This window comes from Paenibacillus tritici, from assembly GCF_018207515.1.
Classification (GTDB): Bacteria; Bacillota; Bacilli; order Paenibacillales; family Paenibacillaceae; genus Paenibacillus_AQ; species Paenibacillus_AQ tritici.
Map to the genome: position 1 here is coordinate 6,835,872 of NZ_CP073365.1, position 24,859 is coordinate 6,860,730.

General features: G+C 48.7%; 27 protein-coding genes. 1 reads left to right on the forward strand and 26 read right to left on the reverse strand.

Going from position 1 to position 24,859, the window contains the following annotated elements; all coding sequences use genetic code 11:
- Positions 1-166: 166 nt before the first annotated feature.
- From KDC22_RS29255 to KDC22_RS29265, 3 genes are all read right to left on the reverse strand, one after another.
- Positions 167-1,006 carry a helix-turn-helix transcriptional regulator gene (locus tag KDC22_RS29255; protein ID WP_211721236.1) on the reverse strand — a complete coding sequence of 280 codons (840 nt, stop codon included), beginning with the start codon at positions 1,004-1,006 and terminating at the stop codon, positions 167-169.
- 144 nt (positions 1,007-1,150) lie between these two features.
- Positions 1,151-1,897, reverse strand: a complete 747-nt coding sequence (locus KDC22_RS29260; RefSeq protein ID WP_211721237.1) for a MerR family transcriptional regulator — start codon at positions 1,895-1,897, stop codon at positions 1,151-1,153.
- Complete coding sequence (locus KDC22_RS29265; protein WP_211721238.1) at positions 1,872-2,798, reverse strand: DUF2268 domain-containing putative Zn-dependent protease; 927 nt, start codon at positions 2,796-2,798, stop codon at positions 1,872-1,874. Before KDC22_RS29265 ends, KDC22_RS29260 begins: the two co-directional genes overlap by 26 nt.
- Before the next feature lie 252 nt (positions 2,799-3,050).
- On the opposite strand from KDC22_RS29265, the gene KDC22_RS29270 reads away from it, so the two are divergent.
- Positions 3,051-4,118 (forward strand): SDR family oxidoreductase, encoded by a 1,068-nt coding sequence (locus KDC22_RS29270; protein WP_425517081.1) that lies wholly within the window; start codon positions 3,051-3,053, stop codon positions 4,116-4,118.
- Positions 4,119-4,164: 46 nt separating this feature from the next.
- Here KDC22_RS29270 and KDC22_RS29275 read toward each other — a convergent pair whose 3' ends face one another.
- From KDC22_RS29275 to KDC22_RS29380, 23 genes are all read right to left on the reverse strand, one after another.
- Positions 4,165-4,551, reverse strand: coding sequence for a winged helix-turn-helix transcriptional regulator (locus KDC22_RS29275; protein ID WP_173138901.1), 387 nt, complete (start codon positions 4,549-4,551; stop codon positions 4,165-4,167).
- Positions 4,552-4,586: 35 nt separating this feature from the next.
- The gene (locus KDC22_RS29280) at positions 4,587-5,096 is read right to left on the reverse strand and encodes an SMI1/KNR4 family protein (RefSeq protein ID WP_246553102.1); all 510 of its coding nucleotides are present in this window, start codon (positions 5,094-5,096) and stop codon (positions 4,587-4,589) included.
- Positions 5,097-5,156: 60 nt separating this feature from the next.
- Entirely contained in the window at positions 5,157-6,035 is an 879-nt protein-coding gene (locus KDC22_RS29285) for a stalk domain-containing protein (protein ID WP_211721241.1), read from the reverse strand.
- A 100-nt stretch (positions 6,036-6,135) separates the two neighbouring features.
- Positions 6,136-6,393, reverse strand: coding sequence for a hypothetical protein (locus KDC22_RS29290; RefSeq protein ID WP_246553104.1), 258 nt, complete (start codon positions 6,391-6,393; stop codon positions 6,136-6,138).
- A gap of 46 nt (positions 6,394-6,439) precedes the next feature.
- Entirely contained in the window at positions 6,440-6,793 is a 354-nt protein-coding gene (locus tag KDC22_RS29295; RefSeq protein WP_211721242.1) for a VOC family protein, read from the reverse strand.
- Positions 6,794-7,101: 308 nt separating this feature from the next.
- Positions 7,102-8,934 carry a glutamine--fructose-6-phosphate transaminase (isomerizing) gene (gene glmS, locus KDC22_RS29300; RefSeq protein ID WP_211721243.1) on the reverse strand — a complete coding sequence of 611 codons (1,833 nt, stop codon included), beginning with the start codon at positions 8,932-8,934 and terminating at the stop codon, positions 7,102-7,104.
- Between the two features lie 635 nt (positions 8,935-9,569).
- Positions 9,570-10,910 carry a phosphoglucosamine mutase gene (glmM, locus tag KDC22_RS29305; RefSeq protein WP_173138911.1) on the reverse strand — a complete coding sequence of 447 codons (1,341 nt, stop codon included), beginning with the start codon at positions 10,908-10,910 and terminating at the stop codon, positions 9,570-9,572.
- Between the two features lie 80 nt (positions 10,911-10,990).
- Positions 10,991-12,439 carry a CdaR family protein gene (locus KDC22_RS29310; RefSeq protein ID WP_211721244.1) on the reverse strand — a complete coding sequence of 483 codons (1,449 nt, stop codon included), beginning with the start codon at positions 12,437-12,439 and terminating at the stop codon, positions 10,991-10,993.
- Positions 12,432-13,256 carry a diadenylate cyclase CdaA gene (cdaA, locus tag KDC22_RS29315; protein WP_173138915.1) on the reverse strand — a complete coding sequence of 275 codons (825 nt, stop codon included), beginning with the start codon at positions 13,254-13,256 and terminating at the stop codon, positions 12,432-12,434. The genes KDC22_RS29310 and cdaA overlap by 8 nt, the downstream gene beginning before the upstream one ends.
- 215 nt (positions 13,257-13,471) lie before the next feature.
- On the reverse strand, positions 13,472-14,086 hold the full coding sequence (locus KDC22_RS29320; RefSeq protein ID WP_211721245.1) for an anti-sigma factor family protein: 615 nt from the start codon (positions 14,084-14,086) through the stop codon (positions 13,472-13,474).
- A gap of 121 nt (positions 14,087-14,207) precedes the next feature.
- Positions 14,208-14,774: an RNA polymerase sigma factor SigW gene (gene sigW / locus KDC22_RS29325; RefSeq protein WP_173138919.1), complete on the reverse strand. Its 567-nt coding sequence runs from the start codon at positions 14,772-14,774 to the stop codon at positions 14,208-14,210.
- Positions 14,775-15,390: 616 nt separating this feature from the next.
- Positions 15,391-18,183, reverse strand: coding sequence for a phosphoenolpyruvate carboxylase (ppc, locus tag KDC22_RS29330; protein WP_211721246.1), 2,793 nt, complete (start codon positions 18,181-18,183; stop codon positions 15,391-15,393).
- 253 nt (positions 18,184-18,436) lie between these two features.
- Positions 18,437-18,718, reverse strand: a complete 282-nt coding sequence (locus KDC22_RS29335) for a holin (RefSeq protein WP_211721247.1) — start codon at positions 18,716-18,718, stop codon at positions 18,437-18,439.
- Positions 18,715-19,425, reverse strand: a complete 711-nt coding sequence (locus KDC22_RS29340) for a M15 family metallopeptidase (RefSeq protein WP_211721248.1) — start codon at positions 19,423-19,425, stop codon at positions 18,715-18,717. The genes KDC22_RS29335 and KDC22_RS29340 overlap by 4 nt, the downstream gene beginning before the upstream one ends.
- Positions 19,397-19,789 carry a hypothetical protein gene (locus KDC22_RS29345; RefSeq protein WP_211721249.1) on the reverse strand — a complete coding sequence of 131 codons (393 nt, stop codon included), beginning with the start codon at positions 19,787-19,789 and terminating at the stop codon, positions 19,397-19,399. Before KDC22_RS29345 ends, KDC22_RS29340 begins: the two co-directional genes overlap by 29 nt.
- Positions 19,776-19,973 carry a hypothetical protein gene (locus KDC22_RS29350; RefSeq protein WP_173138929.1) on the reverse strand — a complete coding sequence of 66 codons (198 nt, stop codon included), beginning with the start codon at positions 19,971-19,973 and terminating at the stop codon, positions 19,776-19,778. Before KDC22_RS29350 ends, KDC22_RS29345 begins: the two co-directional genes overlap by 14 nt.
- A gap of 1 nt (position 19,974) precedes the next feature.
- On the reverse strand, positions 19,975-20,316 hold the full coding sequence (locus tag KDC22_RS29355) for a hypothetical protein (RefSeq protein WP_173138931.1): 342 nt from the start codon (positions 20,314-20,316) through the stop codon (positions 19,975-19,977).
- A 391-nt stretch (positions 20,317-20,707) separates the two neighbouring features.
- A complete protein-coding gene (locus KDC22_RS33840; protein ID WP_281424945.1) occupies positions 20,708-20,839 on the reverse strand; it encodes a CD1375 family protein in 132 nt (43 codons plus the stop codon).
- Positions 20,840-20,895: 56 nt separating this feature from the next.
- Positions 20,896-21,363: an XkdW family protein gene (locus KDC22_RS29360; RefSeq protein ID WP_211721250.1), complete on the reverse strand. Its 468-nt coding sequence runs from the start codon at positions 21,361-21,363 to the stop codon at positions 20,896-20,898.
- 21 nt (positions 21,364-21,384) lie between these two features.
- Positions 21,385-22,863 carry a complement C1q domain-containing protein gene (locus KDC22_RS29365; protein WP_211721251.1) on the reverse strand — a complete coding sequence of 493 codons (1,479 nt, stop codon included), beginning with the start codon at positions 22,861-22,863 and terminating at the stop codon, positions 21,385-21,387.
- An 11-nt stretch (positions 22,864-22,874) separates the two neighbouring features.
- Entirely contained in the window at positions 22,875-23,486 is a 612-nt protein-coding gene (locus KDC22_RS29370) for a putative phage tail protein (RefSeq protein ID WP_211721252.1), read from the reverse strand.
- A gap of 2 nt (positions 23,487-23,488) precedes the next feature.
- The gene (locus KDC22_RS29375; protein WP_173138937.1) at positions 23,489-23,824 is read right to left on the reverse strand and encodes a hyaluronate lyase N-terminal domain-containing protein; all 336 of its coding nucleotides are present in this window, start codon (positions 23,822-23,824) and stop codon (positions 23,489-23,491) included.
- Between the two features lie 12 nt (positions 23,825-23,836).
- Entirely contained in the window at positions 23,837-24,859 is a 1,023-nt protein-coding gene (locus KDC22_RS29380; protein ID WP_211721253.1) for a DUF2793 domain-containing protein, read from the reverse strand.

Below are 24,859 nucleotides of genomic sequence, written 5' to 3' on the forward strand. Positions count from 1 at the left end.
TTTCCATAATGAAATCTGGCCTGCCGATGTAATTGGTCCAGCTCAATCTCAAAAACATTCAGACGGCTATGGACATTCCGTCCTGACAAATATTTGCCCGTAAAAAAAGCAGCGGCAGAACAAGACTTGATAAGTAAAGTCTTATTCTGCCGCTGTAGTTGTTGAACTATCTTTTCCCGTTAGCTGCCACTCCATTAATCAGCTTCTCAAGACTTCCCCTGTCCAGAAAAGGTGCGAGGCTTATGATCCGGTCCGCATCGAGGGTGCCTTCTGTAACCCGGTCTACCAGGCGGCTTAACGTATCTCTGCTAATAAAGGGGGCCAACCCTTGAACGGTATCCCAGCTTACGCTGCCCTCTTCTGCCAGTTGTACCAACCGGTCTATATGTTCTCTTCCAAGAAACGGGGCAATTTCAACAAGATTGTGGAACTCCAAGGAACCCTCATTCCATTTATCTACCAGTCGGTTTAAGGTGTCGCCGCTGACGAACGGAGCGAGTCCTGTAATGATGTCCCACTCCATTTCGTCTTCTTCAGCCTGACTAACCAGTTCATCCAATGTACCCGCTCCAAGGAACGGAGCCAGCCGCATGATGAAGTCCAACTTAAGCACGCTGCTGTCTAATCGTTCTGTAACCTTATGCAGAGAGCTTGCTTTTAGTAACGGTGCTACTTCTAGCAGATCTTCCACCTCCACCTCACCGGTATTAACCCTCTCTGCCACTTGGTCCGGTCTGTTCTCGGAGATCTCCTCAACGATTGTTCCCAGGTGCTGGTGCTCCCGATGTTCTGCGTGGTCTCCTGAATTTAAAATGTCATCAACCGTCTTGCCAAATAACCTCGCAAACCGCGGAAGCGTTCCGATATCCGGTAGCGATTCGCCGCGCTCCCATTTCGATACCGCCTGATGACTTACATTCAGTTGATCGGCAAGTTCCAATTGGGTCAGATCCTGGTCTTTGCGAAGCTTCGAAATATAAGCTCCAATCTTACGCAAGTCGAGCATTGGTATACCTCCAAGTCGTACAAAATGTACAGTGCGCACTGTCAAAAACAGCATAGCATTTTCGCAAACGCAATCCTATCAAGCGGTGGTTGAATGATCACTTGCGCAATATTCAACTGCCGGTAGAATGGCTTCTGCAGATGATTACCGGTTGATATTTTGCATAATTGCGCTGTAAAGAAAATCTGCTAAATCCTCATTGCCATATTGATTAAAGTAGCTTTTGAAGCGTGCATCGAATTTGTAGGTATGGGCAATGCAAGCCAGTAACTCTGCATCGCAGGTCATGAATTGCATTAGATTTCCTTTCCACTCTTCGATTAATTGCTGCACTTCATCGGAGGAAGGATCCTGATGGATACAAGACGCAATTTTTTTATATATTTCCTCAGTATCGGAAAAACGTTTCTCTTTTTCATCTGCTGATAGTTTTTCCATATTTTCAATATACACTTTATACGCCTCTGTTTCGCCATAAATGAACTTTGCCTCATTAGCATACTGTTCTTTCAATGGCAAAACGGAAGAATGGTTAAAAATGTGCAAATTACTAATATCATTCCCCGAAACGTATTCATCGAGAGCAGTCATGATGTTGTCCAGTCTTTGTTTTCTCAATAATAAAGTTTGTCTCTGCTTCTTTAATATTTGTTTCTGTTCTTGCCTGGTCAGCTTTAAAATGTCCGCAATTTCTTTCAAGGAAAAATCCAATTCCTTTAAGAATAAAATGGTTTGAAGTTTTTCCAAACTGCTTCGATCATATAGGCGATATCCTTTTTCCGTCAGATGTGTCGGTTTAAATAGATCGATTCTATCGTAATAGTGCAAGGTACGAGCTGTAATGCCTGTTATCTGAACAATATCTTTAACCGCTAATAATGGTTTCTTCATCCCAAAATCCCTTTACTTCGTCTAGTATTTGAGCAGCAGGCGTGATTGTTGCCTCAAAGATCGTTCTTCCTGTTTTTCTGAGGTAATACTGGATTAAATAATATCCGCAAGCGTAGCCGGCGCTGTAAGGCATATTGACCGGTTTGAAGCTCTGAAGTTCTGCGATCTCGTCACCGTAAAGATAAGGGGCAAATTGATCAAACCCCGTTAATTGCAATTGCTCTCTTAGCACGGGCTTAATGCGCCTGTTAAGTGTTTCTGCATTTGTTTTCGTTATCCAAGGGCCAAGCAACTCTTCTCCAAACATGAGCGTAGCAAAGTTCTCAGCTAATCCTTCACTTACAATAAGCTCGCCCAAATTAACGGTGTGATCCCATTGAATAAATTGATATCGCACATTATGATTGCATTCGTGCGCCAGCGAAGCCTTCATTCGAGGAAGCGTGTACTCATTTGGCAAGAGTGTGCCCCAGATAAACCCGGGAATGCCCCCGAAGCCGCTATATCCTTCATTTATTAATAAGGCACGGCTTTCCGGATTTCCTAGTTGAATGGTAAACAAATATTCGGATACAGGGAGATTTATTTCATGTTCTATAAATAGATGGAGGCTTTTCTTCACAGCATGCTCACACTCTAACCAAAAAGAATCCGATGAAATCAACTCGATCTCTGATGAAATCTGCCCGGTAATCTGATCAGGGGATCGATGCATTATACTATTGAACGTAACAACGTCAAAACCATTCGCTTCTTCAGCTCTAAAAGGCATTTGTTGAATTTGCCATTGTTTCATAAAGGGAGCCATCATTTCGTTTCTGAATAATTCAAGCTTTTCCTCGGGCGAAGCTTGGGCAACTTTTTGATAAATTCGGTCTGAACGCAATGTTCTTATGTTCATATCTCTCACTCCAAGTAGTTGATAGTGAGAATTATGCACTATGACCTAACGTCATAGTCAAGCACTTTGAATCGAATAAGGAAAATTAGGTACAGGGTACTCCAACACATACCTTTCTTTTGACACCAGCGAGACTGGTTAGATTACAATGAAGTACTTTAGTTACTTCAAAGTGCGTACTTCTCAAGTGTTGATATTTGTTACAAACTAACGTTGAACAAATCACTGCACTTAAGGAGTTGAGACACGATGATGAATGAATCTACTGAAAGACGTAAAGTCGCTCTGGTCATTGGCGCAAATGGTGTGATCGGTCGCAACCTAATCCATCACCTTATTATTTTACCCGACTGGGACGTTATTGGCGTTTCGCGTCGAGGTGGAGAATCTACCGATCGTGTACGTTATGTGGCGGCCGATTTACTCAATATAAATGAAACCCGTGAACAATTGAAAGGGCTAACTGAGGTAACCCACATCTTCTATGCTGCGTATCAAGACCGGCCAACTTGGGCCGAACTCGTTCCACCCAACCTGGCTATGTTAGTGAACGTTGTAGAAGTTATGGAACCGATAGCGCCGGGATTGAAGCATGTCAGTCTGATGCAGGGATACAAAGTATACGGTGCACATCTCGGTCCTTTCAAGACACCTGCACGTGAGACTGACGCGAATCATATGCCTCCAGAATTCAACATTGCCCAGCAAGACTTTTTAGAACAAAGACAATTAGGGAAATCCTGGACTTGGTCAGCCCTTCGTCCTTCAGTCGTGTGCGGATTCGCACTCGGGAACCCGATGAACCTTGCCATGGTCATTGGCATATACGCTTCTATGTCAAAGGAACTTGGGCTTCCTCTACGGTTCCCGGGAAAGCCGGGGGCTTATGATAGCCTCCTGGAGATGACGGATGCTGGACTACTCGCCAAAGCAACTGTATGGGCAGCGACAGAAGAGAACTGTGCGAATCAGGCATTTAACATTACAAACGGAGATTTGTTTCGCTGGAATGAACTTTGGCCCAAAATTGCCCGTTACTTTGAGTTGGAGACAGCACCTCCATTGCCCATGTCACTGGATATGATCATGGCTGATAAGGAGGAACTATGGGACACCATGGTTAAAAAGCATGGTCTTGCAACACATTCCTATAAAGCTGTCTCGTCTTGGCAGTTTGGAGATTTTGTGTTTTCCTGGAACTACGATTTCTTTTCCGACGGATCAAAGGCCCGCCGATTAGGCTTTCATGAATACGTGGACACGGAAGTGATGTTTAAAGATATCTTTGACGATTTCCGGAAACGCAAAGTCATTCCTTAACAGACGATGGAAAACTAACAAGCTGACCTTCCATAAGGTCAGCTTGTTAGTTTTCAGGTTCAGATTCACTTGGCGGGTTATCCAGAACAACTGCATTCTCCCCGTAGGTTCGCTCAATATAAGTTTCGCCCCATCTACACATCAGGTGAAGAATCTCTTTTAGACTACTCCCATACTCCGTTAACTCATATTCAACCTTTGGAGGAACCTGATTATAGGAAGTACGTAGAACGATCCCTGCCACTTCAAGCTCCCGAAGTTGTTCCGTTAATACCTTTTGAGTGATTTTTGGTATCAGCGTTTTGAATTCATTATTCCGTTTCTTCCCAAAGGTTAAATGAAAAAGAATAGCAGGTTTCCACTTTCCTCCAATCACTTCAAGCGTGGCTTCCACAGAAGTATTATATATTTTAACCGGATCTGCCCGTTTCACTGTACATTCCTCTTTTCTGGACTGGAGGTGGCATCTTAATCTGAATTTGACATCATCCATGCCAGAAATTCTCCAAACGAATCGGCTACCTTGTCAACCTCTTCAAATTCAGGCTCACATCCACGGACAATAGCCCCACCGTCGGTTGTTAAGTCAATGGCATAGAAGGAATATCCATCCTCCACAGACATTACGATCGGCAAGTGATGATCCCACCAGGCCGTTATCTCTGAGCGCCAAATAGAATCACCCTCTGCGGCCTCCAGACTAAGCATTTCAAATTCATTCCATTGGAATGCGGCCTCCGTGCTATTGTTGAACTCCGCCTCACAAATAAACCAGGTTTGCTCATCCGGTGCAACGCACTTTTCAACTACATTTAGAAATTCGGAATATTCATCTGGAAGTCCTTTATATCTTGAAGTAATGCCACTATTTAAATGTAGCTGAGAACCGGATTTACTCATTATGTCCCAGCCCTTTTCCCCAGCCCAAGTCATAAATTCCCTAAGGTGAGTTTTTCCTTTTCCATTATTCCCTTCCAAATTCCACACCTGCCCATCAGCTTAAGAAATAGAAATTCTAACCCTACTATACCATTTTCTTTACTGAGGGTGATAATCAGAGAATCCTGATATTAGAACTCTAGACGCCTTATTCACGCTATCCACCTTCCAAATACCGTTCGTGAATATAAGAGTGACCGTCCGATCTTCAGCATATTGATCTTCTCCTGTAAGACCATTCGCCAGTATTACAGATTGCGAAAGTGTGGCCGAATTCTTGCTAGTATAAACAGGTGAAGTGACAGGCATTTCATAAGTACCTGCTGTGTTCAAACCTTTGTTCTGAACAATAGACTTAATTAACCTATCCGTGAAATAGGGTTGGAGGGTTGAATTTACATTTTTAATGGAAGATATATTGGATGCTTGGTTTAATTTATCCGATAGTAGTTTCAAGCGTGAGTCAGTAATTTTGCTTTTCTCCGGAATTTGAATAGACGGGGTCTTCATATTGACAACAAGTCCCTTGTTGCCTAACGTCACTTTTGCTTGTTTAGACAGTTGGTTCCATACTACAGTTGCTCCTAACGACTGACTAACAAAACGTAGAGGGACATACGTTGTTCCTTGGATGACCTGTGTGGCAGTATCCAAATCCACATATTCCCGGGACGGTGTGTCCGGAGTTTCACTCGATGGAGCAGCTTCAATAATGACACGTTTGAAATTTGCGGCAAGCCATAGGGTTGAATCCCCATTTTTGATTTTAACAACTTTGTCCGTTTGAAACCATTCCAGACTTGCACCAAGATTCTCGGAGACTGCGCGTAAGGGAACTAGTACTCGACCATTGTTTATTTGGCCATTGTTAATCGTAGTAGATGTAGAAGCCTCTGATGCATAACCAGATTCTGTTGTTAAAGGCAGCAAAAAAAGTGCTGATGAAAGCAAAGAAATCGTCCATTTTTTCATCATCATATATCCTCCTTATTACGCGCTTCGTCTATTTGCCCCACCAAGAATAGCAGGTTAAGGTGCTTCCTTATAATCAATTAGCTTAAGATAATATCAGAATGATTTAGTATAATTCTCCTTCATCCCCTTGTACTTTCGCATTAAGTTCCTTAGCAATCTCCTTCATCTTATCCATTACATCATCAACTTTCCATATAAAAAAATCACCGTTTATTGATATTTGAATTGGACCAGATATTGAAAATGTATTAGAATACTCAAAATCATTTTTAGCCGAAAATAAAACCTTTAACTCATCAAGTGAAATGGGACTTTCCGTGCTCTCTGTCCAATGATCTGCTCTCGTAATTATGAATATCATAGCTCATAAACTTATACTCCTTTGGATTAAATTTCTCTCATACTTACTAAGTGTCGAACGATTCAGCGATTTCATGTACGTTACCAAATGGATCAACGAAAGCAGCATATCGCCCCTCAGTAGGTTTCTCATGCAAAAATTGAATACCCTTTTCCTTCATTTCTTTATAAGTTTGCTCAACAGATACGACCTCAAACACCAAAACTGTTCTAGCTTCGTTTGAATAATCCCCAATTTCTTTGGTCTTTTCACACTTAAAAGCTATAAGCTGACAGCCGTCAAGGGCAAATATAAGCTTATTTTCTTGCTCTAACAGAGTTTGCAAACCCAGCAATTCAGAATAAAACCATTTCGCCTTTGTCATGTCATTAACGAAAATCATTATATGTCCTAGTTTCATAAGGCTATGCTGCTCCTTCACTTTTTTGAATTTTTTATGGTTCATGCAGATTCTTTACTTATACTTATTTGAAGTATTCGCTAATTGATTAACATATCCTTCCCATTAGCTTAGTGAAGCGTCCATCCTCTGATATTCATTTTTTCGAGTAATTTCCCAGCAAAAAAGCCGCCCTAAATTATTAGGACGGCTTATGTTGATTAATTTAATCGTTGAATACTTTTTCAAAACAATACTATAATGAATTTTTTTAAATCAGAACAATACTTTAATGTAATCAATCAAGACTTCCTTTACTGATTCCACCCTTACTCCACAGTAACGCTCTTAGCCAGGTTTCTTGGTTTATCCACATCATGACCCAAGGCCAGCGAAGCGTAGTAAGCCAGCAACTGCAGGGATACTACAGACAGGGCTGCGGTCAGCAACGGCAGGGTTTGAGGAATCACGAATACCTGGTCAACGGAGCGGAGCAGGTCGTCTTTGTGTTCTTCATGTGTGACGGCCAGGACATGAGCGCCGCGGGCTTTCACTTCTTTGATGTTGCTGACGGTCTTCTCCAGTACGGATTCCTGGGTAGCCAGGGCAATGACAGGAACGCCTTCTTCGATCAGCGCCAGTGTACCATGCTTCAGTTCACCCGCAGCATAGGCTTCGGAGTGAATGTAGGAGATCTCTTTGAGCTTCAGAGAGCCTTCTTGAGCTACTGCGTAATCTACGCCACGACCGATGAAGAAGAGATGCTTGTGCACGGCGATTTGCTCGGCATAGGCTTTGAGCACATCTTTTTGCGCCAGAATCACTTCTACCTGCTCCGGCAGAGACTGCATAGCCGCCAGAATCTTGGCAACCTCAGGCTCAGACTGGGTGCCGCGCACTTCAGCCAGATACAGACCCAGTAAAGTGAACGCAATCAGCTGGGAGGTGTACGCTTTGGTAGAGGCTACGGCGATTTCCGGTCCGGCCAGCGTTACCAGTACACTGTTCGCTTCCCGAGCAATAGAGCTGCCTACTACGTTAGTGATCGCCAGCACATGAGCTCCGTTGGCCTGACCTTCACGAAGAGCGGCCAAGGTATCGGCAGTTTCACCGGATTGGCTGACTACGATAACCAGTGTTTCTGGAGTCACGATTGGCGCACGGTAGCGGTATTCGGAAGCAATGTCATTCTCTACCGGAATCCGCACCAGGGACTCAATCAGGTTACGTCCAACAAGGCCGGCATTATAAGCAGTACCACAAGCAACGATCTGGATGTTGCGGATGTTCTTGATCTGTTCTTCCGTCAGGTTAAGCTCCGGCAGAATGACCTTGTTGCCTTCAGCATTCATACGTCCGCGCATGGTATCGCGGTAAGCCTTTGGCTGCTCGTGAATTTCCTTCAGCATGAAGTGCTCATAACCGCCTTTTTCTGCGGTTACCGCATCCCAATCGACAGTAATCATTTCCCGAGAAATAAAGTTGCCTTCAATCGTCATTAATTCGACAGCATCCCGTGTCAATACAGCCATTTCGCCGTCGTTCAAAATATATACGTTGCGGGTATATTCCAGCAGTGCAGGAATATCGGACCCAATAAAGTTCTCGCCTTCTCCAAGACCGATAATCAGCGGGCTGGCTTGACGTACAGCTACCAGTTTATCCGGTTCAAATTCAGTCAGCACACCCAGTGCGAACGCTCCGCGCATGTAAGTGATCGCTTTTTGTACAGCCTTAACGATATCCCCATTATATTCACGGGCAATCAGGTGGGAGATTACTTCTGTATCCGTTTCGGAAGTAAAGATGGCTCCTCCGGCAATCAGCTCTTCCTTCAGGTCCAGATAGTTCTCAACAATCCCGTTATGAACAACCGAGAATTTGTGAGTGTTATCTGTGTGCGGATGAGAGTTCTCATCGGATGGCTTGCCGTGTGTAGCCCAGCGGGTATGGCCAATGCCAGCGCTGCCTGTCAGCGGAGTCGCGTCCAGACGGGATTCAAGATTCGCCATACGTCCCTGTGCCTTCACAATCTGCAGACCTTCCGTGGTGAATACGGCAATACCTGCGGAATCATACCCGCGATACTCCAGCTTTTTCAAACCCTCTACCAAGATCCCCTGCGAATTCTGATTCCCAATATATCCCACAATACCACACATTATATTTTCCTCCGTCCAATTTATCGTAATTAGGGGCGCATGAGGAAAGAAACGTGCCGTGCGGCATGTTTTGAAGAAAAGCAAATATGATGTTGTCCATGATACGCAACACAATAACCTGTCACTTACAGTCTTCTCTTCTGCCGCAGCAGAACCATCTGCGTTTCCTGCATGTACGCTTGCCCATGATTTGTAATTCTCCATTTGCACCCACAGAAGCGTTGTGTGCAAGGTCGCCCTCGCATTTTCCGCTTCCATTTACGGCTCTGGTGCATCACCGGGAGGTCCCCGCCGAACATTTCGAACACCTCCACCTCGTCAGCTTACATCTGCCGTGATCCGTTCAGACCGTGCTGCCCTATTCGGCAGACTCCGTTCTTCCCTTCTCGCCCGCGCAAGATCAAGCTCTGGCGCTTGTATTGCATGAACCTTACTATCCCCGCTTTCCTTCTGGAATGACACTTAATCTATTATATGCACCTGATACCATTTTGGCAACGGCACAGTGAAGAAAACCTTTCTTAACCATTTCACAACAGCTTACAAAGCCGCGCCCACTCTAATCATTCAGCCGGTGAACCCTCCTCTATAACGGTTCACCGGCTGTCTGTGCAAGCGATATGGAGAAGGAGTGATTACACCAGCTCGCGCTGAACCACTTCCACAATCTGTCCTACAAAAAGATCAAGCTCGGCCTTATCCGGCCCTTCCGCCATCACACGGATCAGCGGCTCGGTTCCCGAAGGACGCACCAGAACACGCCCATTGTCGCCCAGCTTGCCTTCTACTTCTATGATCGCGGCCTCAATCGCCGGATTGTTCGGGTAATTGGTTTTGTCCTGCACGCGCACGTTCACCAGCACCTGCGGATATTTGGTCATCATGGACTTCAGCGTACTAAGCTTCTTGCCCGAAGATTTCATGGTATTCACCAGTTGAATAGCCGTCAGAATCCCGTCGCCTGTTGTATTATAATCCAGGAAAATCACATGACCGGACTGCTCCCCGCCCAGATTATAGCCGCCGCGGCGCATTTCTTCCATGACATAACGGTCACCGACAGCAGTCTTCGCCGTATTCAGCGACAGCTTCTCTGTAGCCTTGTAGAATCCGATATTGCTCATTACAGTGGATACAATAGTACCGTCCTTCAGCTTCCCTGCACGGTTCATCGCATCTCCGCAAATGCAGAGAATGAAGTCGCCGTCCACCTCGTCGCCCTTCTCATCAATCGCAATCAGGCGGTCGGCATCCCCGTCAAAAGCAAGTCCCAGATCCGCACCATGCCGCAGCACTTCTGCACGCAAGGTCTCCGGATGTGTTGAGCCGAATCCGTCATTAATATTCAGCCCGTCCGGCTCAGCCCCGATGCAGATGACTTCTGCGCCCAGTTCTCTGAACAGCCGGGGTGCCAGCTCATACGCTGCGCCATGTGCACAGTCCAGTACAACCTTCATGCCTTTGAAGCTCTGGTCGATGGTGGTCTTCAGATAGTCCAGGTACAGATACTTCGCTTCATCATCTGTCCGGAGCGTGCCAAGACCTGACCCTACGGGACGCGGCAGTTCATCCTGCTCCGCATCCATCAGCTCTTCAATCCGCAGCTCCGTCTCGTCAGTCAGCTTGAAGCCGTCTCCGCCAAAGAACTTAATCCCGTTATCCTCCACCGGATTATGCGAAGCAGAGATCATCACTCCGGCATCCGCCTGAAGCAATCTTGTAATATAAGCAACAGCCGGTGTAGATACTACACCCAGACGGATTACATCCGCACCAATAGACAATAACCCGGCAATCAATGCCGATTCCAGCATCGGACCGGAGATCCGAGTGTCCATGCCGATTACGACTTTAGGCTTTTCCACATTTCCCGCCAGCACATATCCGCCGCAGCGTCCAATACTGTAGGCCAATTCTGCTGTTAATTCACGGTTAGCCACCCCGCGTACGCCATCTGTTCCGAAATACTTACCCATCTTTTTTTCTCCTTTTGAATACGCTGCTTCAGCTTAATAAATTATAGTATGAACGATTTGTTAATCCGTGCCCGGGCAAGCTACGTTCCGCCCGTACTGCCGGCATTATTGCCGCCCGCTGGCGGGGTAACTTCATTCTCCGGCGGAGTAGGCGTGGGAGACGGGGTCTCCTCCACGATGTCGCCGGTATGGACTGGTGTAGGCTCTACAATCGTCTCCTCACCGGTAACAGGCTCCGCGCTGGGCTCCGGACTAGGAGCGGGCGTACTGCTGTCAGCCCCCACAGTAGCCTCTGGTGTTGCAGGAGCCAATAGCTCAATCTTCGCTATAAGCTGCGAAGGGGTATTCTGCAGCGTGATGAACCTTGGAAGCGATACCTGTAGCGTGACATCGTGAATACCTGCCGTAAGCCCCCCGACATCTGCAACCACGCTGATACTATCCTGGTCAAGCTGGTCGAGCAACGCAGGCGCACCTGAGATCGTCAGATCAATAGAGGTGCTTACAGGGTCTAATATAAGGGCTGTCAGCCCGTTGCTAACGCCCTCCAGCTTAATAGGCATAGCAGAGAGCGTCCGCTGGGTAATCTCCGCTGCAGAGACGGATACATTCATTACAGCAGGTTCAATCTTGCCGGTTCCCTCGGGCGGCTTCAGCTCCAGCTTCATTTGCTCTGTGCCTGCATTCTTAACCGTGCTTAAATCAAGTACGGCTTCATAAGAGGACAAGGTCTTCAGCGACTCTGCGCTGCCGTATACCGTTACCATATCCTGCTCGGGCGTCACCCTGGACAGAACTAATGAACCGGGCAGACTGCCGGTAAAGCTGATGTCCAGCGGCAGAGTTTTGGACGGAAGGGTAATAGGTACTTCTACCGCTGCTGTGGACGGTTCAATCACCGCATCCTCAAGCTCGTTCCCCTTGTTATCCAGCGCGTAGAGCCTCAGCTTCTTCTCGCTAAAAGCCTCATTCTCCCCATCCAGCTCAATCTTCCCCTGCACCTTCGCTACCCGTCCAAGATCACTTGCCGGAAGAGTAACCTCCACAGAGGCCGGGTCGATCACCGGAGTCCCTACTTCATAGCCTGACGCCGGCTCCCCTGTAATATTCAGCGAGACGGGAAAAGATTTGGTCGTCCGCAGCTCGATATGCACATTCACCTGATTCGGGACCATATCGTCCAGGGTTACACCGCTCGGCGTCGAATACATCAGCGGAAGCGTATTATCGCCGGGCTTCACATCCTTAAGATCCAGCCATACCCGGTATGCGTCGGAGAACTTGTAGGTAAGATCTGACCTTTTCCCTCTTACCTCCATCCTGACGCTATCTACATCCTTGGTTAATACATAGTTATCACTGTCGAAGCCTTCAATCTCCACTTTGACATTCTCAATCGTCTTCGATTCGGTGTTTACGGTAGTCTGATACGTCGGTGCTGTATCTACATGCACAATGGTCCACAGGATAATCCCCAGGGCAAGGGCAAGGATTTTGTTGAAGTTGTTATTCTTCATCCATTTATCCATTATTCTTGTTCCCCCTCCATTTCCAGAAAGCGGAACTCTTTTCTTTGAGCGTTGAGCTCAGCTCTTGGTGCAGCTTCGAGATCAGCGACTCTTCCTTGATATCCCGGACAATTTGTCCATTGATGGCAAGGGAGATCAGGCCGGTCTCCTCGGAGACGACGACAGATACTGAATCCGCCACTTCACTGATGCCGATGGCAGCCCGGTGTCTTGTCCCCAGCTCCTTGCTGATGAACGGATTCTCTGACAAAGGCAAGTAACAGGCAGCCGCAGCGATCTGATTCCCCTGCATGATGAGCGCCCCGTCATGCAGCGGTGTATTGGGGATGAAGATATTGATCAGCAGCTCTGAACTTACATCCGACCGCATCGCTATCCCGGATTCCGTATACTCATTAAGCCCCGTGGCCCGTTCAAATACGATTAATGCCCCGATTTTGCGCACAGCCAAATAATTCACAGCCTTAATAACTTCGCCGATTAATTTGCTGATCTCCTCATCATTCTCCGCCGTACGCCCGAAGAACCTGCCCCTTCCGAGCTGTTCCAGCCCCCGCCGCAGCTCCGGCTGAAAAATAATAAAGATCGCAAGTATCCCGAACGTAAACACCTGGTTCATCAGCCATCTCAGGGTATATAGATCCAGCAGAGTACTGCCGCCCCAGATGACGACTAGGACCATAATCCCCTTCAGGAGCTGGACTGCCCGCGTTCCGCGTACCATATTGAGCACTTTATAGATAATATAGCTAACAATTAATATATCGATTATATCTTTAATGGATTCTTTCCATGTAAGGTCGGTAAAGTAGCTCATGGCCGACAACCCCCGTCATTTCAAATTAGCTGGGTTTATGTAAATAGTATGTTAACTTAACACCTAATCTTATTCTAGGTTATAACGTTCAGCCTCCGGTTGCAAGTTTCACGGCCGGGAAATTGAAGAACCTTTATTTCAGGCAACAAAAAAGCGCCATCTTTCCGGAAAAAGAGGCGCAAATGAGTTTTCTGCTACAAGCGACCAACATTTAGCTATCGGTAGGCAACTTCAGAGAACATGTTTGTCACTTTATACCAGATCCAGCTTACTGCTTGGTCTATGCTTTTGACTTGCCCGGAAATATGGGCGGTTGAAGCCTGATACAGCGAGCCGTCGATGACCGTTACATTACCGTTGACTTCCCCGTACACTTGAGTTTTGCCGTTCTCCACCGTCAGATCACCGGAGATAATTTTGCCGGAAGGCACGATTACCGTATCCCCTTGGATAACAACCTGATCGAGGTCTGTCCCCCGGACCACAAGCTGTCTATCCTGGTTCCAGAAGGTCACCGAGCTCATCAGCATCACGAGAATGAACACAGAGGCCGCCGTCAACGCCGGATGTCTCTTGATCCAGGTGATAAAAGCTCTTTCCTTCTTCGGTTTCGGTAATGAATCCATAATCCGGCCTACAAGATCCTCCGAGGCTACGGGCGTCTGATGCATCAGGGAAAACATCAGCATATCGGTCTGTTCCAGTTCTTTGAACTTCGCACGGCACTCTGTACAGGATAGAAGATGCTCCTTCAATTCCCTCTGCTGCAGTTCGGGCAAGTCGTCATCCAGGTAGTCGTGCATCATAGAGACGGCCAGTTTGCATTCCATAGGAGCCAATCCTTTCATTAATGCTTATTTAATTATTCAGGCATAGGAACAGGACGCATAAGACTTGCTTAACTTACATACGTCACGGCCCTGCAGGAGTTTCATAAAAAATAATCTATTTTTACATTTTGGGGCCTAATTTTTTACGTAAAAACTCACGTCCGCGGTGCACCCGGGTCTTGATCGTCGTTACGGGCATATCCAGCACATCACTGATCTCCTGAAGCGACAAATCCTGCAAATACCGCAAAATCATCACCGACCTGTACTTCACGGGCAGGCTGTCGATGGCTTCATAGATGAGTCTCTGTGTCTCCGAGAGCAACAGTTCCGTCTCCGGGGTCACATTGTCGCTCGGAATCATCGAATACCCGTCAATCCCCTCCTGGTCGTTCATCTCGGCATCCAGTGAATACGTCGGCCGCCGCTTGCGCAGACGGTCAATACAGAGATTCGTGCCAATCCGGTAGATCCATGTGGAGAACTTCTGCTTATCATCATACCTGTCCAAATTCCTGTAGACGCGCAAAAATGTCTCCTGAACCACATCTTCAGCCTCATGGCGGTTATTCAGCATACGGTAAGCCAAATGATATATTTTGTCTTTATATAGTTCCACAAGCTCGGCAAATGCCCTTTGGTCGCCCTTCAGGGCGAGCTTTGTCAGTCTGCCTTCGAGATTCTCCACCTGTTAACTCCCCCAGACTTGCCGCCCTTGGTATATCTTAAGTTGCGAAACCACGGTACAAGCATTTAAATCGTAATTCAAGTTCTGGTAAAAATCAAGGTTTGTATTGTTACCTTCTATATATATTGTGCTGGGAAAAGCGGACGGGGGCTGGCGGGGGCGGCCGGGTCTTTGACTCCAGGCCTCCTTTCCTTCACCCCACCTGCTTTAATCCTCATTCTATTTCTAAGCGGTTTTCCGCATACATTTGACCGATAACCCTCATGACCACCCAATGTATTCGGTTTTCCGCATACATTTGGCCCGTACGCCTTCATGACTTTCCAATGTATTCGGTTTTCCGCGTACATTGGCTCATATGCCTTCGTCACTGCCCATTGTGTTCGGTTTTCCGCATACATATAGCCCATGTGCCTTCGTGACCGCCAATTTCCTATAATAAAAAAACGCCCACCTCCGGTTAGGAAGTGGGCGGGACTTCTGAAGCGGCTTAGGGCCGGCTTCAAAGATTCAAGACCGAAAGATCAAGGCCTAAGATCAGAAAATCAATACCTTAAAGCGGCTTCGCCGGCTTTGAAAAACAAGGCCGGAGACCGAGTGCTTCAAGCAAAAGGCATCAGCCGGTATTCCGAAGACCGGCGGCAATACCATTGATCGTAAGCAGCACTTCACGCAGCAGCTCGGCATCATCGCCCTCCACATCGCGCAGGGCGCGAAGCTCGGCAAGGAGCTGAACCTGCAGGTAGCTGAGCGGATCAACGTAAGGATTACGCAGGCGGATCGACTCCTGAATGACTGGGACATTATCCAGAATATCCTGCTGGCCGGTAATTTTGAGAATCAGCTCGGAGGTCAGCTTGAACTCGGCTTCGATCTGGCCGAAGATCCGGTCGCGCGCCTCTTCATTTTTGCCCATACCGGCATATTCCTTGGCGATCACAAGATCGGCCTTGGAAATCGCCATCTGCAGCGTATCTATCAAGGTGGTGAAGAACGAGAAGTTGGCATACATATGCTGCATGATCTTCAGATTCTCTTCTTTCCCCTCATAGAAGCTCTGCAGTCCGGTTCCGGCAGCATACCAGGCAGGCAGCAGATAACGGCTCTGCGTCCAGGCGAACACCCATGGAATAGCACGCAGATCCTCGAAGCGTTCACTGTTCTTCCGCTTCGATGGGCGTGAACCGATATTCAGTTCCCCCACCTCCGGCAGCGGTGTAGATTCTTTGAAGAACGTAAGGAAATCCGGATCACGGAAGATCAGATCCTGATATTTGTTCAAAGAGACTTCAGAGATACGGGCAATAATCTCATCCCACTTCGCTTCATACAGATCCGTCTGCGGTGATCTGGCATGAATAGCCGCTGTGATGAGAGCAGACGTTGCCTGCTCCAGACTGCGGTAAGCAATGCCTTTCATCGAGTAACGGGAAGAGATAACCTCACCCTGCTCGGTAATCTTGATACCGCCGCCGATGGTTGAAGCCGGTTGCGCCAGGATGCTGCGGTTCAACGGCATACCGCCGCGGCCAAGCGCACCCCCGCGGCCATGGAAGAACTTCAGCTTAATGCCGAAATCATCGGCAGTCGCCGTAATCTGCTTCAGCGCCACACGCAGCTCCCAGTTCGCTGTAACCACACCGCCGTCTTTGTTACTGTCCGAATAGCCAAGCATAATCTCCTGCAGATCATTCATCGCACTGACGGCATCCCGGTAGATCGGCATACTGAGCAGTGTACGCATAATTTGCGGTGCATCATGCAGGTCGTCAATCGTCTCAAACAGCGGCACAGCCTGCAAAGTGCATACAACCGTACCGTCGTTGTCTTTGCGGAACAAGCCGACTTCCTTGGAGAAGACCATGACCTCAAGAATATCGCTTGCCGCTTCAGCCATACTGATCAGATAACTTGTGATACACTGCTGGCCGTATTCCTCCTGTGCCTGGTGGATCGTGCGGTATACCGCAAGGCATTCCTCTGTACCCTCACTATAAGACTGGTAAGGGGAAGTCAGCGGACGCGGGTCATTCAGCAGCTTCTCAAGCAGTTCAATCTTCTCCTGCTCTCCCAGCTTGGAGTAATCCGGTGTAACATTCATCTTCGCCAGAATCTCTGTCATCGCATTCTCATGCTCCTGGCTGTGCTGGCGGACATCCAGAGTTGCGGTATGGAAGCCGAACAGCTCCACCTGACGGATCAGCTTCTTAATGTAGGTGTCTGCTACATAATCGGCATAGTGATGCCGCAGGCTGCGGTCAATGACGTTCAGGTCCTCTATAAATTGTGCAGGGGATGAGTAGCGCTCAGGCGTGCCTTTTTTCTCATCGTCCAGTACGTTCTGTGTCTTGGAGATCATGTAGCTGAGCTTAATCCGGTAAGGCTCGTTATCATTGCGCCAGGCATCGACCCGGTTGAGATTGATAATATTACGGTCCTTCTCAATAGACTCGGTCAGCTCCGGCGTTACATTCACGATGCTTGTACTAAAACTCAGGTACTGCATCAGCTCGCGCATAATACGCTGGTATTCACGAATAGCCAGCTTGCGCTGCAGACGCAGGGTCTGCAAGGTTACGGTTGCCTTCACGGAAGGGTTGCCGTCGCGGTCCCCCCCAATCCAGGAACCGAAACGCAGATAGGTCGGTACATGCCAATTCTGGCCCGGATAATATTTGCTCAGACAGCGCTCAAGCTCCTGATAGACATCCGGCAGGACTTCAAAAATCGTCTCATGGAAATAATACATCCCATTGCGCACTTCATCCAGTACCGTAGGCTTGCGGTCACGCAGTTCATCCGTCTGCCACAAGGTGATAACCTCATTCAGCAGCTTCTCCCGAAGCTGTTCGCGTTCGCGGAAGGTCAGCGTCGGATTATCCAGCCCCATTACATCGTCGGAGATCCGTTTGTGGATATCGAGAATCGCCCGGCGCATAGCTTCTGTAGGGTGGGCGGTCATAACCAGCTCCAGAGACATGCCGCTCATGATCTCATGAACTTCCTCGTGGGAGAAATCCCGTTCGCGAAGCTCTTGAATCGCGCTCTCAATTGACCCGGGCTGTACCGTCTCCCCGGCAGAACGTTCGTAGTCGCGTTTGCGGCGAATCCGGTGGTTCTGCTCCGCTATATTCACCAGTTGGAAATAAATAGCAAAGGCTCTTATCACCTGATGACGGTTCTCCGGGTCCAGTGAGCTGATCAGCTCTTTAAATTCATTGTGCAGTTCAGGCAAAAACAGTGAGCGTAGCGACTTGCTGGTCTCCCGGATCTTCTCCACGATATCCAGCAGTTCGTTGCCGCCTTGGTGTACCAAGACTTCGCCCAGTATATTCCCCAGGAACCGTACGTCTCGCCGCAGCAGATTGTTGGAGTTGCTTTTGCTAACGGTAGTCGTAAGTTCGGTCATGCTGCTCCCCCCATCCTCTTCCGGATCAATGCTCTTAACATTGTCTATTTAAAAGCTTTCCTCATATCATACAATAAAACCGCCCGGAAATCTCCAACTTTATTGCGCGGTAAAGCGATGCAGTAATTACGATTATACACCAATTCGGCTATTTATACAGTCTAAAATAATTATGTAATTCTTCCTATTCTATTACCCGTTGAATTGAATTGCAAACGGCTATGCCGTCCTTGAAGGACGGCACCATTCTCTTCTATTTCATCGTGCGGCCTTCACGGTTATTAAGTGCCAATTCAAATAATCCTGTCGCAGACAGCCCGGCAAGCCCGCCTGCCCATAGGCGCAAGGCCATATCCAGCTCTGTAAAAGGATACGCAGCCGCTCCAATCCCCATCCCCATGCCAAGTCCGATAAACGGGATCATGTTGCGCGGCAGACAGGTATTCTTTTTGATCAATTGAACCAGGGCCAGGATGACCACAGCCAGCAGTGACGCAAAAGCTAACACATTATCAAACAACTCATTGTAAATCATACGCTCCCTCCTTTCTGATCTGCGGTGGTGATTTCCACCGTTTGTGTAGCGAAGTTGTAGACAACCCGGGCACCCAGCGCTTCTGCAACACTACGTACGGGAACATGGGTAACCCCGTTTGCCAGGCACCCGTCCGCGATCTTCTTTCCATTTACTTTTACAGCTACATTCATTTGGCCCTTCACCGCTTGCTCCTCCTTCTGCTTCATCCGTTGATACACCACCTCCACTGCCGCAGCAGCAGGCTTCTTACCTGTCCGGAGATCCGCCAGTCGTAATCCAAAGCTCATCTGAAAATGCGGGTAGTCCTTAAAGCTGGTCCAATCCCCGCCCCACTCAAATCCGATAGCCTTCGCCTGCTGCACCACTTCCAGCCAATCAGCGGTACCGTCATAGTCACCATCCCTGTTCATATCCCAGGACACACTTGATCCATTCGGAAGCAGCAGCGCAAAATCCACCGCCAGCCCATAATTGTGATAGCTGTAACCGCCGCGCGCATTCGTGACAACCGCTCCCGCCTTAGTCCGGCCCTGGGCATACAGTGCGTCCTGTTCGGCAATCGTCCGTAGTCCCTGAGTAATCAGGATGGGAACACCGCACGCATAACTTCGTTCAATCAGCGCAGTGGCGGCGGCGAGTACGGCGGGATGGAGTCCAGATAGGCGGGCAGCGGATTTATTTAGGACCTGTGTGAGAGTCAGCATGCCGATTCCTCCCCTTTCTGATTTGGGATAGTACCACGAACAGATCCTGACGTCTGGTGTAGATTAACAGGGTCAGAATCACCAGCCCTAATGTGGTGCCTGTCTGGGCAATAGCCCAGATTTTCGATTGCAGCGAGCCTAATATCGCCTCCGGGCCGGAGATGCTGCTGAATCGTATCCAGAGGGCAACCGCCATTTTAACGGTATACGCTCCCAGAAAAAAGAATGCTGCCAGCATAAACAGACTGACTACGCGCGCCCGGAATCTTCGGCGGAAATACAAAAAAAGCGCAGCCATCAGCAGCAGCGCACAGATAAGGGATATGGAATACGCTATTAACAACACAACATCAATGCTGTTCATCTTCTGCCCCCCGATCATAGATTAGGAACTCGGCGAACCCGTTGTTCCTGATTTCCTCCTGTATGTCCTGGGATACATTCTTGTACCTGCGGATAGAGAGTGCTACTCTAAGTCCCGCCTGTGTAAGCTTTCGCTCTTGATCCCGGTGCAGGGGCGATAGCCGTTTGATCCACTTACTCAGCACGTTATCCCCTCCTGTCTTCATCATGAGTACCATCCGGATGGCCGCCTGCTGAATGGTCGATTTTCAAGCGCTGCAGCACTTCGAGCGTCGGTGCCATGAAGTCAGACCGCTCTTTGTCGAGGATATTCTGCAGCCTGTCCCTGTCTTCCTCGGCACGCTCCAGCAGTTCACGCGGCACCAGATTCCCCTTCACAATTGACCGCAAAAGCACAAGCAGAATCATGAGCAGAATCAAAGCGATGAGATAGGCCAGCCCGTACTTATCCGCGAGCGGCAGCAGCTTCTCCAAATTTGCAACATCGTTGCTGTCCATTGCTTCACTCCCTTCTGTGTGATTAGTCATAGTGATGCCCCCGGCCAGGGCCGGAGGCACCAAAGTAATCCTGCAAAACATATAGAATCAAAAAAAACACCCTGGCGGGTGATCATAACCTGTTCCCCAAGCGGAATCGCTCAGAGTGTAATACACCATATGACAGCAGTTGTAAAAACGTATCTTAATTCAGTTACATAGAAGCGTTTGAAGGGATTAAATGGATAAACGTCACTTATTTTTGTTCCAACTCGCCCTTTAAGGGCTTTGCAGCTATAGCAAGTGCTGTTTTTCCAACTATTACTCGGAAAAGCCCCTCCTGCTTGACAGCAAGTGGAGAAAATCCAACTGTTGTTTTCGGCTTTCAATTCTCAACCCCACGCCATCGACTCTATTGATATGCGTCTGTAGTAGTAGTTAGTTACTCTTCAATTACAAGAAACTCCAATCCATTCTCCACCAGAATCTCCTTGACGGCAGGCTTCAGCGTAAAGGGAACCTCACTATAATTAGTCTTTCCCAGTGTAACGCGTTGCGCAAAAAACAAGGCCATTGCTCTCACCACCTTTCTATTAATACGCTTAAAACGTAAGGGAACCCGCCGGACGCTTAAGAATAAACTTGAGTTGCCATTTCGGCGATAATATCCTCGATGAAATCCGCACGCTCAGTAAGCGCACTATTCTGCGCCTTCAGCAGCAAGTTCTCCTGTTGCAGCTGCTCCATCTCCGTCAGCACCGGCGGCTTGTTAGCCTCAGCTTCCTGGTACGCTTCCCATGCTGTTTGCAGTTCAGCTTCTGTCGGCTGCGGCGCATCCAGCTTCCAGACCGCAATGAACGGTCCCCGTTCTACCAGATCGTAGTCTTCGCCTTCGACCAGTAGGTTGTAGTCGATGCCGTAGCGGTAGTGGACGCCCTCTTCGAGTTCCTCGCCGTTCTCAGGCGACTTGATCTCGTAGCGGATACGGCCTTTATCTTCGGCTCCCGGCCGCAGGACGGGTTCTGGGCCGTTGTCCCATACTTCAAAGTCTTTGTTCGATTCAGCTCCGGGAAACAAACATTTTATAGCAAATGACATATTCATTTTATCTCCTCCGATTCACGCAATTCGCACAATTTCAAGGTGCGTTGTATCCATACCGTTTACTATGATAACGGAATTTGCGTCCGTGTGTAGCTGTATTGCAATGGTGTTTCCGGCAGGCATATGCAGACACATATCCCCTCCTAAGAACAAATGTGACGTTACAGCAGTATTTTTATAGTCGGCAATCCACCGATTAACTCCATTTTGCAATACAGCAATTGAATAAGCACCTATTGGAGCGCTCTGCAATTGGACAGTTGCTTTTATTTTATACCAACCTGTTTGCGGGCTAGTAAATACGCCTGTAGTTGCATTGTATCCACCTTGTTGGTTGGTGCTAATACCGTATCTAAGTAAATTCCATGCACTCGCGGTTGTTGTTGTCGATGAAACCAAACTCCCCCCCCACACTATTGGTCTCATGTCCTGTGTATTATCTCCCCATGGATTAACGACACCGCCTAGAGTGTGTATTGTTCCGCCAAATACGGTGTCTGTTAGGTTCCCAACAGCAGTTAATGTAGAATTCTGTACAGTGATCTTACCGTTTACAGATGCTTGATACCCAATTTTACATCCTGTTCCTGCAATACCAGATGCAAAAATCTGCCCATTAACATGTGCATATACACCTACTAAACGGTTACTAGATAGGCACTCATTTAGGTATACAGATGAAGATTCAACAAAATAACCAACGGACGATGGACTGGATGATGAAACACTATCTCGGTAAAATAAAACCTGAGTAGATGCTTTCGTTGAAAAAGCTTCTCCGTCAGTTCTGAAACCATTAAACCCGTTAACCTCTACACGGCAAGAACAATTTATAATAGAAAATGAATGAACTGAACGGGAATTGCTGATTATAGAATCTCCGTTTATTTGAATAATAGATGAGCCGCTACGTCCTGCTATATTTACAACCTCGTTATAAGTGCCTGCCGCTACATTAACCACGGCTGCATGATTTACTACCTGAGGAATCATACTAATCGCTTTCCCAATCGTCCTAAAAGCCCCACCCGCCGTATTCCCCAGCCCGGTATTCCCATCATTCCCATCCGTCCGGACATAGTAGGTGAGGTCCGCCGTAGTCTGCTGCGGTGTAGTAGATAGATTCGCCTTGCCATTCCAGGCCGCCTTTTCTGTATCACTGACAAAGCGGTTGGCTGCATCCTGCACAATGATCGAAGGCAAGTGCGTGGAAGGATGTACATAATTATTAGCCCCCTGCGCCACACTATCCAGCTTCGACTTATCCGCTCCAGCCATCAGACCGGCAGCAGACGCAGTTGCAGTTGCCATAGATGCCTTGGCATTCCATGCGGTGCGTTCAGCCGCCGTGATGTGCTTGAATGTATCGGCGGCGTGGTCCTGCACAGCCTTGACGGCGGTGTCCAGGATATCCATGTTGCCGTTCAAATCTGTGATATCTACGATATCTGTGCCATCCGGCTTTTTCAGCCCCAGATTACCCGTTGTCTTCATCGCTCACACTCCTATTCATATACTCTTAGTTCGTTCCAGGTCTTGCTGTGCGCACCGTTCCAGGTGAGGGACTTCAAGGAGTCCCACCAGGTGTAGCTGTACACGAAGCTGTAGTCCAGATGGGCTGGCTTAATCTCTTCCATGATCTGAATCAGCCCTGCCATATTGGCCGGGATGCCCAGCGTGCCGACGAAGCGTACCTCGAAGCTGTATGCTTCGGGCACCTCCACCACCTCCACATCCCCGCCGGAAAAAGCGGACGCCGTCCGCCGGATCATCTCCGGTGTCGTCGTTCCGCTTCCCCGCAGCTTGGCCTTGATCATCTCCCGGCGGGTGGCGTAGGACTTGTTCGTATCCGGGGTCAGTCCCAGCATCCGCTCCCAGCGGGATAGGCTCCAGGTAGCCGACTCCAGCGTCTTCTGCGCGTCGCTGTCGGCCATGGCATAGGCGATTTCACCGCACTGTGCACCTGCGCTGGCCTGCAATTCCTCCATCTCAGGGATACCCTGATAATACTCCGGCAGGTATTTCATCAGGTCCGGGACATGAACCTCCGGTCCCTCCTCCGTCACACGATCTGCCGAATATCCCACAAGACCATATATACTGTCTCCATAAGCCACGGCTACACCCCCTTCAACTGATTCCAGGTTAGCGGACCCTTGGGCAAATAATCATGGGTATGCGCAGCCGCCGGATAAACCGAAGGCTTGCCGTCCACCCCGGACCAGGGAACCGTGTCCGCGGCCTGTGCATAATCGACCTTGCCGTTGTTATTCGTATCGTAGATGCTCTTCAGCATGTCGCCGCTGCTTTGGGCCGTTACCAGCAGCCTATTGCTGCTGCCGGTGCCGATGTACAGCTTGCCGGAATCGGTGCAATAGCCCAGCTCACCTGCCGCCAGCGTACCCAGTGCACTTTCCAGGCCGCGGCGGATTTGAATCAATGTTCTCAGTGCCATGGTCACCGCCTCCTAGAATGTCCCGCCATCAATACTGCCCACCGTCAGCCGGTTGCCGTTGCCCGCATCATATACAATGCTGCTTCCATCCACATTCGCGGCAACACCTGCTGCATCTACAGTAATCCCTTTGCCTGCTGTGACAGCAATCGCATCCGCACTTACCGTAATCCCGTTGCCCGCTCCGATATTCAGCGTCACCGCATCCGCTTGTCCGCCGCCGATGAGTCCGCTCCCTGCAGTTATAGTCTGTAGCGCCCCGCCCGTCCGCACCCAGGCGGTCCCGTTCCAGCTGTAGATTTTCTGCTCATCATCCACATAAGCCGTCCAGCCGACAGCCGGGACATAATAGGCCCATACTCCTGACTGGTACTCAGCGATCTGGCTGGTCTTGCCCGCCCATGCACCGGTTGCTCCAGCCGGGATGATATACCTGTCAGCTTCGGCCGGGCTGGCCGGCGGAGCACTCAGATTCTGATCCTTGACCGAAGCCTGCGGCTCAATATTATGCTTGGCCAGCTCGATCTCGTTTTTGATTTTTTGCGCCGACCACAGGTCCGTAAGGGCTGTCCCCGTATCATTGATCAGCCGGTGCCTCGCGGCATCGTCAATATGGGTTCTGATCTCCGCCGCTGTCTTCGTATTGGTGCCGTCCGACACTTTATTGGGATGTCCTGCTGTAATATCTGCTTTGAGCACCTTGGCATATGTGATACCGTCGGCGACATCGTCCACCGTTCCGGTCAGATCCGTTAATTTCTGCGCATTCACCCGGCGCCAGGCCGCCCCATCATCGAAATACAGATACCCGCTATTGCTTCCGCTGCTTACAGAATACAGACGGCCCGCAGAAGCGGCCGCAGGACGCGAAGCTTCCGGACCGGACAGCGCCCGGCCCACCATGGAATTGGAGGTACCGTCTCCGATATAGATCTCCTTCGTGTCTGTACAGAAGCCCATTTCCCCGGCCCTCAGCGCCCCGTAAGTGGTCAGCTCTGCCCGCGTACCCCGTTTAATCTGAATGGTCTGTGCCAT

Coding starts and splice junctions, on each gene's coding strand:
- KDC22_RS29255 (WP_211721236.1), bottom strand. CDS start 1,006: ATGCTCGACTTGCGTAAGATTGGAGCTTATATTTCGAAGCTTCGCAAA.
- KDC22_RS29260 (WP_211721237.1), bottom strand. CDS start 1,897: ATGAAGAAACCATTATTAGCGGTTAAAGATATTGTTCAGATAACAGGC.
- KDC22_RS29265 (WP_211721238.1), bottom strand. CDS start 2,798: ATGAACATAAGAACATTGCGTTCAGACCGAATTTATCAAAAAGTTGCC.
- KDC22_RS29270 (WP_425517081.1), top strand. CDS start 3,051: ATGAATGAATCTACTGAAAGACGTAAAGTCGCTCTGGTCATTGGCGCA.
- KDC22_RS29285 (WP_211721241.1), bottom strand. CDS start 6,035: ATGATGATGAAAAAATGGACGATTTCTTTGCTTTCATCAGCACTTTTT.
- KDC22_RS29290 (WP_246553104.1), bottom strand. CDS start 6,393: ATGATATTCATAATTACGAGAGCAGATCATTGGACAGAGAGCACGGAA.
- KDC22_RS29295 (WP_211721242.1), bottom strand. CDS start 6,793: ATGAAACTAGGACATATAATGATTTTCGTTAATGACATGACAAAGGCG.
- glmS (WP_211721243.1), bottom strand. CDS start 8,934: ATGTGTGGTATTGTGGGATATATTGGGAATCAGAATTCGCAGGGGATC.
- glmM (WP_173138911.1), bottom strand. CDS start 10,910: ATGGGTAAGTATTTCGGAACAGATGGCGTACGCGGGGTGGCTAACCGT.
- KDC22_RS29310 (WP_211721244.1), bottom strand. CDS start 12,439: ATGGATAAATGGATGAAGAATAACAACTTCAACAAAATCCTTGCCCTT.
- cdaA (WP_173138915.1), bottom strand. CDS start 13,256: ATGAGCTACTTTACCGACCTTACATGGAAAGAATCCATTAAAGATATA.
- KDC22_RS29320 (WP_211721245.1), bottom strand. CDS start 14,086: ATGGAATGCAAACTGGCCGTCTCTATGATGCACGACTACCTGGATGAC.
- ppc (WP_211721246.1), bottom strand. CDS start 18,183: ATGACCGAACTTACGACTACCGTTAGCAAAAGCAACTCCAACAATCTG.
- KDC22_RS29335 (WP_211721247.1), bottom strand. CDS start 18,718: ATGATTTACAATGAGTTGTTTGATAATGTGTTAGCTTTTGCGTCACTG.
- KDC22_RS29340 (WP_211721248.1), bottom strand. CDS start 19,425: ATGCTGACTCTCACACAGGTCCTAAATAAATCCGCTGCCCGCCTATCT.
- KDC22_RS29345 (WP_211721249.1), bottom strand. CDS start 19,789: ATGAACAGCATTGATGTTGTGTTGTTAATAGCGTATTCCATATCCCTT.
- KDC22_RS29355 (WP_173138931.1), bottom strand. CDS start 20,316: ATGACTAATCACACAGAAGGGAGTGAAGCAATGGACAGCAACGATGTT.
- KDC22_RS33840 (WP_281424945.1), bottom strand. CDS start 20,839: ATGGCCTTGTTTTTTGCGCAACGCGTTACACTGGGAAAGACTAATTAT.
- KDC22_RS29360 (WP_211721250.1), bottom strand. CDS start 21,363: ATGTCATTTGCTATAAAATGTTTGTTTCCCGGAGCTGAATCGAACAAA.
- KDC22_RS29365 (WP_211721251.1), bottom strand. CDS start 22,863: ATGAAGACAACGGGTAATCTGGGGCTGAAAAAGCCGGATGGCACAGAT.
- KDC22_RS29375 (WP_173138937.1), bottom strand. CDS start 23,824: ATGGCACTGAGAACATTGATTCAAATCCGCCGCGGCCTGGAAAGTGCA.
- KDC22_RS29380 (WP_211721253.1), bottom strand. CDS start 24,859: ATGGCACAGACCATTCAGATTAAACGGGGTACGCGGGCAGAGCTGACC.